The following is a 13,596-nucleotide window of genomic DNA, read 5'->3' as shown; positions in this document are numbered from 1 at the left end:
CGCGACTTTCCCTTCTTTTAACAAGTAAATGCAGTCGGCATCCGCATGAACGGCTTAAACAACATTTCGAGAAGTGCATCTTTGTGGGCAAGGTCGCTCATTTGAACGACAGACGAACAGCCGGAGACCAAGCCGATGACATACATAATACAAAGAATGCAAGCCGGTGCACCGCTGCGTTTAAAAATTCCAGACTGTGTCAGAAGTAATGAAAAATCGAACTTGTCCCAGAGAGTACGCAAAATCGGCGCATTCCCCCTATGAAAGCTTTCGGAACCGTAGCTACTCAAGGTTTGTCTCAAAACGATCACCTATAATCTGAAAGATATACCTTGAAGAAGGTATCCTTCGCGATTCTTGGTGCAACATCAAAAAGTCAAGTGTTTTCGATAAATATTCAGAGATTTCAGCTCTCGTTTCCAACTTTGTGATGTTCGCGTTTTAAAAAATGTGTGACGACAAATTGTTAACGAGTCGACACGTTACGCTTTACCTGCGAAATGATAAGCGCATTTGAACAAACACATGGTGACATCCCTCCATGCCAAACCATATCCCTCCATTTTCTTACATGTGTCTACATTCGATCATTCCAGTAAACAGAACAGCGGCGTATCTAGGCACACTGCTTGAATCCGAAGCTCCTCCACGATCATGCTTTGGGTTAGGTTCAATCCACGAAAGCCCTCCACGCGTCGAAATAGAAACAGTTGGAACAGGTTGAACGCCATGACGATGAAGAGAAGAATCGCTTCTATGGCTCTGGTCTGATGCATGAAGCAGTGGTCCAGATGCCATTTGGTTTTCAGTTCCCGGAACCCATTGTTCTCGATATCCCAACGCTGGTGAATCATCTCCCAAATCACGCTTGCCGGAACGTGCTTGCCTAACGTGGTGACGACCCAGACTTCTTGGGTCGCCGTTTGTTCCTTCGCCCTGTCGCCAACATATACGGTTTCCGTGATCGTCTTCACAAAGCGCAGGAACCGAATCTTGCGCTTCAAACCTGTCGTCTCGAACCCTTCTTCATCCCACGCCTGTACTTCCACGCGCCTTGCCCGGCGCTTCTTGCGAGCCTCTTGCGGCTCGGCGTCTTTCACGATCCAACTCTGATCCGCTGGCCGTTATCGAAACAAACCCATCGCATCTTTGACAATATGCAGACGCTTGTCCTTAATTCGCACAAACACATCCATCTTGATCTCCAGCACGGCTTTGATGAACGGGGCATTCGAATAGAGCGCGTCGGCTACCACCTCATCAGCAAAGTGATGATAATCCTGATACAACCGTTTGAGCAACCGCTTCGCACCCGTTAATTCGCCTTCATCTTTGTCAGAATCGTCTGTCTTCGGGCGCAGTTCTTCCAAACCGAGTAGCAGATGAGGGTCAGAACCAATACCCATGCAGCCCACAGCTCGATGAAAATAATTCGTCACCCCATCCTTCTCACGCGTCAAACAATGCTCGCAACATTTTTTCGTACTTTCGAAAAGCTCCACGCCGTTCAGCCCTACCACGACCAGACCGCCTATCGTCCCTTGACGAAATACATGGTTGCGCCGCGCCTTTTGGATGATGTGCCGATGAGTTTGCCGCAAGACGCTCAGGTCATAGCTAGCCAGAGATTCCCGGATCGCGTTCGATGAGCGGGAAACGCACATTCGGCGGCAATTTTCGAAACCGCCCGCCTCGCAGCCATCCGTTTAATTGGTTAAAGCTCTCCATGCGAAACAGAAATCCAAGGAGCATGACGCAGAAGACAGTCGAAGCCATGATTTGGGGCTTCTTTTTTCCGTCTTTCGCCAGCTTGATTTTTTTCCCAATTCCGTATACTGTTGAAACATAGGTGAGAGCAGCTAACCAAGCCAAGGTCTACTCACTGAAAACACCTCCCTATCTCCGGATAAGGAGGCGTTCTACATCTTTTTGGAAATTTCTTTTAAATCTATAAATTTCATCCAAATTGAAAATTTCTTCCATTTTCCGTCTATCTCTTCAAACCCTTGCTCCTTCTTGTCTTTTCAGCCTTCGAAAATGTCAGTCCCGAAAGTCCTGGATAATATTCAAAATAAGCCGACCATAGTTACCATGTTATGGAGTAAATTACACAAAAAGATGATATAGTTGAATTATACATTATTATGTATCTTTTTGGAATAACGTGCAATGTTATTCATAGGGGTTAAACACCCTTATTATAGACACTGCACCTCTTATTTGACATCAATCGTAGAATTGCTTTAATTTGCTTCGTTTTTCATTTGTGTCGACGCTTAAACCTTAATCTGCTTTGGCTTAACAGTGCCATGCTTTACCGCTTTCATATATTCATACGGGGATAAATCGTAGATACTGCCGTGGATACGCATGCGATTATTATCCTGGATAAACTGGCTTACGATTTCATAAGCTTGTGGATAAGACTCAAACTCATGACGCTGAAAGCATTCGGTTTCGATGATCGAATGATAGGATTCAATATGGAACTAGACCGGTTCGAAGACACCTGGGGAGCGAAATATCAGCTGCTGGTGAAGTCCTGGCCGCAGAACTGAGAGAAGTTGTCCACTTTTTTCGCCATCCGCCGGAGCTTCGCAAGCTGATTTACCTGACAGTTCTCTTGCCCCATGCGCTTTTTGTATCATTAGCTCTGGAAACCGACTCTTTAGCTTGAATAAACTTTTTTGTCATTTTTGCAAATGTAAGCACAATATCATCTACATCTTCAGAAGCTTCTACTCTGACCTCTCACAACTTTCAAAAAATATCATCCGCTCTTGGATCAAGCATCCGCCCAAGAAATAACGCTGCAATGGCATTTTGATAAGATATTCCCGCCTGTGTTGTGGATCCTCCAGATTCACGATTGCCATGAGACATCCTCCTGTAAAATCTATAGCCTCTCTTGTGGTACAAAGATTTCCTTGCAACACTAAACTTGTATTACTCCTACTTTCGTAGGGGGGGTTTTTATTTCAACCACATCTCAAATTGGAAAAAATACTTGAAAAATGCGGCTTATTTCTCGAAAAAGCACTTGATAAATTCTATAATTCCCCAAATTCGTGAAAAGGGGTATGCCCTAACTACTCGTGATTGAAGCGTGTTGTACTTGCAACCTGTTCTTGTTCCGCATTCAGATTATCAGGCTTTTGTTCTCCAGCAACTTCGTACTCATTGCGGTCCCAGCATCGTCCTCATCAACAAGGATTGGCCGCTCGCAGCCAAACTTTGAATGACAGATTTCTCCGCCATTACAACTTTTCTAGAAGTCGACTACTCGGATCGAGGCCCTGAACCTCGGGATCCAGTGTTCTTGTTTCGTTCCTACATCGTCCTTCTCATGACCAATCCCGAGATGGAACTAACCGAGTGGATCAACGAAATGACGTACCCCGAGGTAGCCAAGTCATTTTAAAAATGCAAAAGAACCTCCACGCCACATTTTCGTAGTCATGAAAGTTCTTGTTTTACACTACTTCCAGTTTTTAACCCCATCATCTTCCAAAATACCTAATGCAGCGTCTGAAATATGAGGGTCACGCAGCAAAGCATCCTCGACTCTGAACTTGATGTCATCTGCATCTGCCAGCGTCATTCCCGGTGTAAGCTCAATCAGCCCTTCCACGTGATAGTAGCCGTCCCTCCTGCAAAATACGCATTTGATAAATATCCGTTACATGCGAATCGGCAAGAATAATAGAAGCCACACGTTCTTCGATATCCGGGGGAGCCGATACACCAATCAAGCCCACCATATTATCGTAGCCGGCCCGGAAAGCAACACCGACCATCAGACAACCGATAAGAATACTCGAAATCCCGTCCAGCAGCTTAAAATCTGTCAGCGATGTGACCACAACAGCCAGCAGAGCCAGCACCCCACCCGTTGTTGCTACCAAATCCTCATAAAACACCAGACGAGTTGGCGGGGCAGCACGTCCCACATAACGGAACGCAGACGTAAAAATGCCGAGTCCCTTGGCTTCCACTCTGGATTCATGCAGCACTTCTTTCATCGCTTTGCTCCAAACAAACCCGTCAACCACCATTCGGTTACGTGAAATCCTTCTTTACTTAAATAAATTCGCAGAAGATTTCGCATATTCCATTTGTCATCGATCACGAGCACTCTTAACTGACCCACGCCTATTCCCCTACCTTAGTGAAGTCGTTGTTCCTACATTAGCATAACAAACATGAGAACAAGATGCATATTCTTCTGACCCTTGTTCCAGCACAGGCAACCAACTCCAATCCATGCTGATCACTCCTCTCCGGATGCCTTGAGTATAGCCCTCGCTTGTGTGGTTTTTATGAGGAAATTCTTATAATTAAAATTTGTGGCAACTTCATACTTTCCACAATATTGTGACCTATAATGCGTCTTATTAATAATAGAAGGAGGAACATGTGTCATGAATAAAGTATTACTCGGAAAGACAATCCTGGGTATATTTGCGCTCATGAGCATCTTGGCTGGTTGTTCAACTGCTAAAGATGTTAAACCTACAGCAGCTTCATCTAAAGAAACCACGGCCGAAGCAGTATCGTTAAAACGAACCGTCAAGCCCACTGAATTAAATGGTGAACTGGCAACCTTGACGGCCGAAGCCAGCAACCTGGAAGTAGAAAAGGGAACATCCCTCCCGGTTTGGACGTTTAATAACTCAGTGCCAGGACCGCAAATCCGGATTAAAAAAGGAAAAACTGTAAACATTACCGTGAAAAATCAGTTAACAGTGCCCATTTCTTTGCATATCCATGGATATCCTGTGCCTTTTAAAATGGATGGTGTTCCAGGGATCACGCAAAATGCGATTGCTCCAGGCAAGAGCTTTACTTATACCTTTAAAGCGACGGTTCCCGGCACGTACTGGTATCATTCTCATCAGGACAGCGTCAATCAGGTCGATAAGGGGCTTTATGGTTCCTTTATTGTGGAAGATGAACTGGTGAAAGCAGACCGGGATTATACGTTAATGTTGGATGAGTGGATGAGTTCAAGCCCGGAACATGGTCACGAAGGCATGAAGAATATGAACATGGACATGAGCATGCACGGCATGGATCATTCCTCAAGCGAAACCGATGCAAATGGCCAACATAAACAATCAGCATCTACTCCGTCGGGACATGATATGAGTATGTATGATCTCTATACGATAAACGGCCAAACTATTAATAGCTCGCAGCCGCTGCAGGTCACCCAAGGAGGCACCGTTCGTCTACGCTTGATTAACGCCGGGTATTTGAGTCATTCGCTTCATTTGCATGGACATCGTTACCGTATCATTGCTACCGATGGCAATCCTGCCTCTGATCCGAAGTGGGTTAAGGACAATCTGCTTTCGATTGCCCCCGGTGAACGGGTGGATATTGAATTCCAGGCTCTTTCATCTGAGTTATTGTAAAAAGAAAGTATGTAGAAATTGTGTAGAAATTGTGCGAATGACATAAAAACCCAAAAAAGATGATATTTCAAGACATATTTGAATTCCTCTAGCCACATCAAAAAGCCGTTGAATCAGCAGAACCGCTTCTTTGTGATGAGCGGTCTGCCGTTTCGACGGCTTCGAATTTTGCTGATGCACCCTTCTTCATTCAACCAAATGGCAAGACACCCAGTGATCTGGTCGAGCCTCGCAGTAAAGCGGAGCCTCTTGGGAGCAACGGTCGATCGCAAAGGGACAGCGGGTATGGAACTTGCAGCCTGAAGGAGGGTTAACCGGACTCGGGGTATCCCCTTTGAGCAAAATGCGTTCCCTTTTCAGCTTCGGCACCGGAACAGGCACAGCGGACAGTAACGCCTTCGTATATGGATGCAGCGGGTTTTCGAATAGCTCATCACGCGAAGCTGTTTCGACCATCGAACCCAGGTACATCACTCCAATACGGGAACACAGATGCTCTACCACACTCAAGTCATGCGAGATAAAAAGATATGTCAGCCCCCGCTCGGCCTGCAATTTGGCAAATAGGTTAATAATCTGCGCCTGTATGGACACATCCAGCGCTGATACCGGCTCATCCGCGATGATCAGATCCGGCTGGAGTGCCAGGGCACGGGCAATGCCAATCCGCTGACGTTGTCCTCCCGAAAATTCATGTGGAAAACGGTCGATATGATACTCCGACAATCCGCACAGCTTGAGCACATCCAGTACAATGGACCGGACCTCCTCCTTTCGTCGCCAGACCGTGGTCAAGCAGCGCCTCACCAATCGCATCACCGATCCGCACCCGCGGATTCAGCGAACTGTACGGGTCCTGGAAGATCAGCTGAATTTTGGGACGAAGCTCCTGCATCCCTTTTGCGGACAAGCTCTGCAGGTCAACTCCTTTGTATTTTACAGTACCGTCCGTTTTGTCCGTCAATCTGATAATCGTTCGGCCCACCGTGCTTTTGCCGCTCCCCGACTCGCCCACCAGGCCAAAGGTTTCTCCTTGACGGATGGTAAAGCTGATATCGTCCACTGCCCGCACATGTCCTGAAGTACGATTCATAAACCCGGATTTGACCGGAAAGTACGTTTTTAAGCGGTCTATTTCCAACAACGGCTCAGCCATGAACAACCGCCTCCTCATATAACCAGCAGGATGCTTTCTGCTGAGCTGAAATTTCTTTTAATGTAGGTTCCTTCAGGCGACAAATGTCCATACAATGCTCGCAGCGGTCATGAAAGTAGCAGGAAGCCGTCAGCTCCAGCGGATTAGGGACCTGTCCGGGGATGGAATACAGCTCCTTTTGGCGCTGATTAAGCACTGGCTTGGATTTGAGCAAGCCTTGTGTGTAAGGATGTTTGGGTTGATTGAATAGCTGTACCACTTCGCCTTCCTCGACAATCTTGCCCGCATACATCACAATCACGTAATCTGCCATTTCCGCAACCACACCCAGATCATGGGTGATCAACAGCAACGACATATTGGATTGGGCTTTAAAATCACGCAGCATGTCGAGGATTTGTGCTTGTATTGTCACATCCAGCGCCGTAGTTGGCTCATCCGCGATAAGCAGCTTGGGACCGCAGGACACAGCGATGGCGATCATGATACGTTGCAGCATTCCCCCGCTCAGCTCATGCGGATAGCTTTTCAAAATCTGCTCCGGTCGGGATATGCCAACCTGTTCGATCAGCTCCAGTGCCCGCTTGCGAGCTTCCTTGCGGCCTAGCTTCAAATGCTCAATCAGCGGCTCAGACAATTGTTCACCAATGGTCATAACCGGATTCAGTGAAGACATCGGTTCCTGAAAAATCATAGATATCTCATGTCCGCGAATCGTGCGCATCTCATTTCTGCCAAGCTCCAGCAAATCAGTACCCTCAAAGCGGATGCTTCCCCTGGCCACCTTACCACCTGGACTCTGGATCAGGCCCATGATCGACATGGCGGTAATGCTTTTGCCACAGCCTGATTCACCGACAATACACACCGTTTCCCCTGGCTTCACGCGAAAGCTGATATCATCCACCGCTTTAACCGTTCCTTCTTCTGTATAAAAATGAGTGCTTAAATGCTCAATGGAAAGTAAATTGTTCATGGTGTATGATCACCTACCTTCTATGTTTCGGATCAAGTACATCCCGTAGCCCGTCACCAAAAATATTAATAGCGATAACTGTAGCAAAAATAGACAAGCCTGGCGGTATCCACAGCCACGGACGCTGCTGAAAATCCAGCACATTGTTGGCGGCATCAATCATATTGCCCCAGGTCGGTGTCGTGGGCAGCACGCCAAGTCCAAAGAAGCTAAGGACAGATTCACTCAAAATAGCTCCGCCGATGTTCAATGTAGCGATCACGATCAGCAACGGCAAAATATTCGGCAGCAGATGCTTGAACAGCTTACGGCGATTGGATAGTCCCAATACCGTCGCGGCCTGCATAAATTCACGCTCCCGTAAACTCAGCATCTGACCTCTCACCATCCGTGCAATCCCCGGCCAGTTGACCAAACTAAGCATCAGCATGACAATATACATCCGCTGATCGGGCGGAACCTTCCAGTCAGATAGCAGTGCGCCCATAATAAAGAGCAGCGGCAAACTGGGAATCGTCAGCAGCAAATCAGCCACGCGCATAATAATCTGATCGGCGATCCCGCGAAAATAGGCAGATATGACTCCCAGCGTAGCCCCCAAAACGACAGACAGCACCATAGAAGCCAAGCCCACCGTCAGAGAAATTTGCCCTGCCTGCATCACACGGGTCAGCACATCCCGTCCCAGCTTGTCTGTTCCCAGCCAGTGATGGATGTTCGGCGGCTTGTTCATCATCAATATATTTGTTTTGTTATCGGCATAGGGAGAAAATAACGGGCCGATAAAACAGAGCAAAAACATAAATACCACGACAGCAGACCAGCCATAGCCAGCTTGTTTCTAAACAGCTGCCTGAGCGCTTGTTGCCATATCGAGGATTTGGCAGCTGATCGCAGTCTGGCACTGCTTTTACTCAAATTACTGCTAACAGATGACATTCCTTCGCCCCCTCCTTACACTTTCACACGCGGGTCTGCAATGCGATACAAAATATCGGACAACAGCGTCCCGATGACGCTCAATATGGCAATCAGCATCGTGAAGCCCATGAGCAGCGGATAATCCCGAAGCGAAAAGGATAGCATATACAGCTGACCGATGCCCGGCCAGTTAAAAATCTTTTCAATAATAAGTGATCCGCCAAACAGCGCTGGCAATTCGAAGCCAACGAGCGTAATGGCCGGCAGTAGTGCATTTCTCAGTGCGTGCGTAAAAAGCACCTTTCTTTCCTTTAGTCCCTTTGCACGAGCTGTGCGGATATAATCCTGCTGGATCACGTCGATCATATTGCTACGGAAGTAGCGGGTCAACGACCCCAGTCCCAGTAGCGTCATAACGATCACGGGCAAGGTCATATGCTGGAGAACCTCCTTCACATACTCCAAGCCTGTAGCGTTACTGCCTGTATTGAGCATGCCGCCCGGTGGCAGCCACTTTAGGTCAACAGCAGCAATTTTAATCAGATACAGCCCGATAAAAAAAGACGGAACGGACATTGCAGCAAAAATCACCACCATAACCAACGTATCGAACCATGAATACTGCTTGTAAGCCGCAACCACACCAATAATGACCGCGATAAGCCAGGTCAGGAAGGTCGATACAATAGCCAGCAAAAACGAGTTCCAGATATACTCATTAAACAAGGTCAGCACCGGCTTCTGCTGGGCAAGCGAATAACCAAAATTGCCATGCAGCGCATTTTCCAGCCAGTTGCCGTACCGTTCAAGAACAGGCTTGTTCAGGCCATAGATTTCTCTCAGCTCTGCCTTTCTCTCCGGCGACAGCTTCAGATTGCCGCTAATGAAATCTCCCGGTGTCATGGCGTACAGGAAAAAAATCATCATCGAAGCGGCCAATAAAATAATAATCATATATGTCAGTCTTTTCGTTAAAAATGAGCTCATGACAGACTCCTTTCACCTCAGGATCGGGCTGCTCAAACTGCATTTCCCATTTGGCGAGGCCCCTTGATCCGAACCTGATGTTCTTCACAAGGGGCCGCAGGCGTTACTTATTTAAGGGACCATTCGAACAGATTACCAGATAAGCCAATGAACGGACTGGCCTTTACATGTTCCATCCGACCATTATAGGCATACACTGTCTTCTTGTAGTTGGTGAAAATGACGGGCAATTCATCATTTAGCAGCACATATAACTCTTTATATACTTTCTTGCGTTCTTCAATATTCGTCGTAGACAAGCCTTTTTCATATAACTCTTTGAGCTTTGGATTGTTATATCCCTTGATTTCTCCATTGACGAATGGCTCGATCCCATCCGATGGATCTGTCAGCATCCCTGTCGAGAAGGCGGCCAGATCATAATCCTTGCCTTCTACTTTGGCGACCATGGCATTAAAGTCTGCGAAGATTTCCGGTTGCAAATCTACACCAATTGCTTTGTAATTTTCAGCCGCAAGCGCAATAAAAGTATCTGTTTCGGGACGCTTGGAGGTCAGCAAGTGAATGGTCAGCTTCTGACCGTTTTTCTCACGGATACCGTCACTGCCTTCTACCCAGCCCGCTTCATCCAGCAGCTTTTTTGCTTTTTCCGTGTCATAGTTATAGGGGTTGATTCCGTCTGTCGTGTAAGACCAGGATATTGGGGAAGCTGGAATGTTAGCCACCGCCCCTGCCCCCTGAGCTGCGTCGACATAAATGCTTTTACGATCCAGTCCATAGGTCAACGCTTGCCGAACCTTTTTATCCTTCAGCTTTTCATTTTCCAGATTGACCTGCAAATATCCGTAAGTGCTTGGGGTGTAGGGCAAAATGTTCAAAAAGCCAAGCCCTTTTAGCTTGTCGATATTTTCCTGCGTTGCGGTGAAGGAAGCAAAGTCGGTATCGCCCGTTTCAATGAACGGCCAAGCATCGCCCTCTGCTGTTTTGTAGATGAAGTGCTGCGTTTTCGGCTTGCCTTTGAAGAAGTAGTCATTGGCCTCCAGACGAACCTCTTGTCCTGGTATGAACTTTTCCAGCTTATAAGCTCCGTTACCCAGAGGACTGCCATGCAGATTTTTAAAATAATCCAGCTGTCCGAACTTGTAATCCTTGCCATAGTAAGCTTTGGACAGCACATACTCACCTAGAATTGTCAGTGCCAGCGCATTTGGTTTCTCTAACGTCACAGAAATGGTCTGCGGATCAATCACCTTAATTCCGTCAATTTGTTGTGCTTTGCCTTCTGTATAGGCATTGCCGCCTTTAATGTTCAGCTTTCGGATTTGGCTGTCGCCAGGATAGGCTTTGTCATAGATCAACGTCCAAGTAAACGCAACATCCTCTGCTGTCAAAAGGGAGCCATCACTGAATTTGGTACCTGGAACCAGATGAAACGTGTACGTTAGATTATCCTTGGAAATATCCCAGCTCTTCGCCAGATTTGGTAGTGGAAGCCCCTTCTCGTCTACCGTAACCAGCGGAGTCCACAACTGCGAGATCACATTGCCGTCATAACCGCTTTGGTTAAAATACGGCGTGAACACGCCTGCCGGGTCGGTCAGACCGACAATAATCGTGTCGTTTCTTTTTTGCGACACCTCCGGCAATTTGGACAGATCAGAAGCTTGCACCAGGCTCGTTAATGGCTGCGCTGTACCAGCCGTCTGCGTGTTCTCATTATTTTGCGCCGTCGTATTGTCAGCACTGTCCGCCCCCCCCCCCCCGTTAGAGCAAGCAGCCAACAAGACAGAGCCCGCCAGAAGCAGACTGCCAAGCCGAATCATTTCCTTTTTCAAAATAATCCCCCCAAGTTAATTCAGTATATTCCGATATAACAAGTCGTGATTAATAAGATAAATCTCATTATAGGAATTTAATGGGGTTCTGTAAAGGGAGAACTGCATTATTCTTATATAAAGTGACTGGAGTTAAAAAAAACTCTCAATCCTAAGCATAGATTGAGAGGCGAGTCTGTTATGAGCGGTACTATTATTTTTTTATAGCATGGATATAATGAATCGTTTCAAATGCAGTCAAATAATCTGTCCTATTCTCAAAGAAAAGGTCATTTATTGTAGCTGGTGATAGATGTTCATAAATTAGTAAATCTGATTTCTCCAGCATATTTTCAATTTCATAATAATTGAAACATGCTTTCATTGGTTCTCCACCGGCGGAAGCCATTTTCACCATATTATCAACTCGGTTAGACATTCCTTTCTCTTTAAAAAGATTTTCGTCTGCATAATCAAACACAATTGAGCTTCCCGATGGGACTTGGGCAAACAAATGATTTATTAATTTTGCATTTTCCTCTTTAGTTAAATAATAAGAAACACCCAGAAGGCTAAAGAACGTTTTTTGGTGTTCAAACCCTTGAGCTAATAGATTTTGAAAAGACAAATGATGGGTGAAGTCCATCGGAACAAAATGAAGATGGCTCGGGATTTTTAAATTTGCGTCATCTAGCCTTTGCTTTTTATGTTCCTGTGTAGCCGGATAATCGACTTCAAATATTTCCAGGCTGTTTCGCAATTCTGGATACCGGAAACAAAAAGTATCCAACCCAGCTCCAAGGATGACATACTGTTTTAATCCTAACCTGACTTCATTAAGTAATACTTTTTCACAATACGCAGCACGTGCTAAGGTCGTTGGAGAAAGCTGGACTTGGGTAATCCATTTTAAAATTTCATCTGGATCGTCCTGGAACCTTTGAGCAATATCTGTATTAAAAAATGCTATCCCTTGAATCATATTCTCTTTGATGTCTGAAAACTCTTTTTGGGAGATTAGATCTTTTGCGATAAAATCATCAAAAATTTTGGGTGTGTCATATTGACTGTGGTATGCTCTGCCAAAAGCTGATATTAGGGAAGTTAAACTGGATTCATTTTGCTTCATACCTTTATCCTCCTAGTGATAAACAAAAAAAGATTCCCCTGGCCAGGAGAATCTCATTATAAACACAAATTCCATAAAAGTAAATTATAGCATAAATAAATATTTTTGTCAAGAGAAAAATGATCTAATTTCGCTCCATATAGTCAAGGATACTCGCGTGCATTTCATCCACGGCCGAAAGCCGCGCGCTGTAACCAAGCAATGTTTCGCCATCAAAATGAGCATGAATGAAACCAGAAGCACGAAGCTTGAAAATATGGTCGTGTGTGATTCCCTTGGACAGCTTGAGATAACGGACAATCTCAATGAAGCTACGCAGATTCTGGCTTTGGTACAAATATTTTAAAATTTTGAGCCTGCTCTTCTCCCCCAGGCTTCGAATCATTCGGTATTCCTGTGGGGATAAAAAGTCTTCCTCCTGAACATAAATCCCCGCCGAATAATGACATAACAGAAGCGAACCAAACCGGTAAATGATATTAATCGGTTGAAAATGATATTGCGGGACCAGCAGCACCCGCGTCAGTCCCTCGGAAGGCTCAAACCGGAAGCCATTGGTTGTACGATCCACCCATTCCATAGTACTATATGCATCCTTTTCCTTATTTCTGCGTTCAGCTTCCTGTTTCAGCCCGCTTAGAATGCTCGTATCCACGTGACGAAAATACTCCTCATACCAGCCGGATAACAGCCGCAAAGTAAGCCTGCGAAGCTTCTCCATATCGTCAGGCAACAGGATACCATAGGCCAATGCCTGGTCGTTCAATTCCTGTGCAGTCTGGCTCTCCAGACGATCTACAACCTCATCAATACCTCCTTGATCGGTAAGCATGCAGACGAGTCCGTAGATGACCTTCCAGTCTGCATTGATTTCCATCGTCTCCAGCAATCCGGACAAACCTGGAGACAGCGTGCCACGTACCTGCTCCGCCCATTCCGATGATAAATCGGTCTTCTTGTAAGCCTTGCGGCAAATAAAGGTATGCAAGCTGCTGAGCAGCTCAAACACCGGTCCATATGCTACATGCACATCATAAGGAGCATTCACGTCATAACACATCGCTCTCTGTCCTCTTTTCTTTCATGTCTGACGTTTATTATACATATTATCGTACACTCGTTCATTCCCTGTGATCCTTGCATACAAATATGAACGAAACAAGCGCTATAATCAAGAAGATGCAAAAAAGCCTGAT

The 13,596-nt window shown here is 46.0% G+C and carries 10 protein-coding genes and 5 pseudogenes; 1 reads left to right on the top strand and 14 read right to left on the bottom strand.

Going from position 1 to position 13,596, the window contains the following annotated elements; genetic code table 11:
- Positions 1-17: 17 nt before the first annotated feature.
- The 7 genes and pseudogenes from GCU48_RS27115 to GCU48_RS28280 form a co-directional block, all read right to left on the bottom strand.
- Positions 18-302 carry a hypothetical protein gene (locus tag GCU48_RS27115; protein ID WP_208811891.1) on the bottom strand — a complete coding sequence of 95 codons (285 nt, stop codon included), beginning with the start codon at positions 300-302 and terminating at the stop codon, positions 18-20.
- Between the two features lie 285 nt (positions 303-587).
- Positions 588-1,100 carry a transposase gene (locus GCU48_RS27410; RefSeq protein WP_208811889.1) on the bottom strand — a complete coding sequence of 171 codons (513 nt, stop codon included), beginning with the start codon at positions 1,098-1,100 and terminating at the stop codon, positions 588-590.
- Between the two features lie 24 nt (positions 1,101-1,124).
- Positions 1,125-1,601 (bottom strand): hypothetical protein, encoded by a 477-nt coding sequence (locus GCU48_RS27405; RefSeq protein WP_208811887.1) that lies wholly within the window; start codon positions 1,599-1,601, stop codon positions 1,125-1,127.
- Between the two features lie 16 nt (positions 1,602-1,617).
- The gene (locus tag GCU48_RS27400) at positions 1,618-1,872 is read right to left on the bottom strand and encodes a hypothetical protein (RefSeq protein WP_208811885.1); all 255 of its coding nucleotides are present in this window, start codon (positions 1,870-1,872) and stop codon (positions 1,618-1,620) included.
- A gap of 404 nt (positions 1,873-2,276) precedes the next feature.
- Complete coding sequence (locus GCU48_RS29355; RefSeq protein WP_425280878.1) at positions 2,277-2,462, bottom strand: IS3 family transposase; 186 nt, start codon at positions 2,460-2,462, stop codon at positions 2,277-2,279.
- A gap of 1,016 nt (positions 2,463-3,478) precedes the next feature.
- Positions 3,479-4,055 (bottom strand): annotated as a pseudogene (locus GCU48_RS22165) (cation diffusion facilitator family transporter); the annotation flags it as partial.
- Positions 4,055-4,150, bottom strand: a pseudogene (locus tag GCU48_RS28280) (DNA-binding response regulator); the annotation flags it as partial. The pseudogenes GCU48_RS22165 and GCU48_RS28280, both read right to left, overlap by 1 nt.
- Before the next feature lie 271 nt (positions 4,151-4,421).
- Between GCU48_RS28280 and GCU48_RS22155 the strand changes: the two are divergent.
- Positions 4,422-5,396: pseudogene (locus GCU48_RS22155) on the top strand (multicopper oxidase family protein); the annotation flags it as partial.
- A 207-nt stretch (positions 5,397-5,603) separates the two neighbouring features.
- Here the strand turns inward: GCU48_RS22155 and GCU48_RS22150 are convergent.
- The 7 genes and pseudogenes from GCU48_RS22150 to GCU48_RS22120 form a co-directional block, all read right to left on the bottom strand.
- Positions 5,604-6,573, bottom strand: a pseudogene (locus tag GCU48_RS22150) (ABC transporter ATP-binding protein).
- Positions 6,566-7,549: an ABC transporter ATP-binding protein gene (locus tag GCU48_RS22145; RefSeq protein WP_152381475.1), complete on the bottom strand. Its 984-nt coding sequence runs from the start codon at positions 7,547-7,549 to the stop codon at positions 6,566-6,568. The pseudogene GCU48_RS22150 and the gene GCU48_RS22145 overlap by 8 nt, the downstream one beginning before the upstream one ends.
- 13 nt (positions 7,550-7,562) lie before the next feature.
- A pseudogene (gene opp4C, locus GCU48_RS22140) lies at positions 7,563-8,488 on the bottom strand (oligopeptide ABC transporter permease).
- Between the two features lie 15 nt (positions 8,489-8,503).
- Positions 8,504-9,457, bottom strand: coding sequence for an ABC transporter permease (locus GCU48_RS22135; RefSeq protein ID WP_152381474.1), 954 nt, complete (start codon positions 9,455-9,457; stop codon positions 8,504-8,506).
- Positions 9,458-9,564: 107 nt separating this feature from the next.
- Positions 9,565-11,292, bottom strand: coding sequence for an ABC transporter substrate-binding protein (locus GCU48_RS22130; protein WP_208811883.1), 1,728 nt, complete (start codon positions 11,290-11,292; stop codon positions 9,565-9,567).
- A gap of 193 nt (positions 11,293-11,485) precedes the next feature.
- Positions 11,486-12,400: a class I SAM-dependent methyltransferase gene (locus GCU48_RS22125; protein ID WP_152381472.1), complete on the bottom strand. Its 915-nt coding sequence runs from the start codon at positions 12,398-12,400 to the stop codon at positions 11,486-11,488.
- A gap of 124 nt (positions 12,401-12,524) precedes the next feature.
- Positions 12,525-13,460, bottom strand: coding sequence for a winged helix-turn-helix domain-containing protein (locus GCU48_RS22120; RefSeq protein WP_152381471.1), 936 nt, complete (start codon positions 13,458-13,460; stop codon positions 12,525-12,527).
- Positions 13,461-13,596 lie beyond the last annotated feature (136 nt).

Origin of the sequence: Paenibacillus brasilensis (assembly GCF_009363115.1) — a bacterium.
GTDB lineage: Bacteria > Bacillota > Bacilli > Paenibacillales > Paenibacillaceae > Paenibacillus > Paenibacillus brasilensis.
This window is presented reverse-complemented; position numbering and strand designations above follow the sequence as displayed.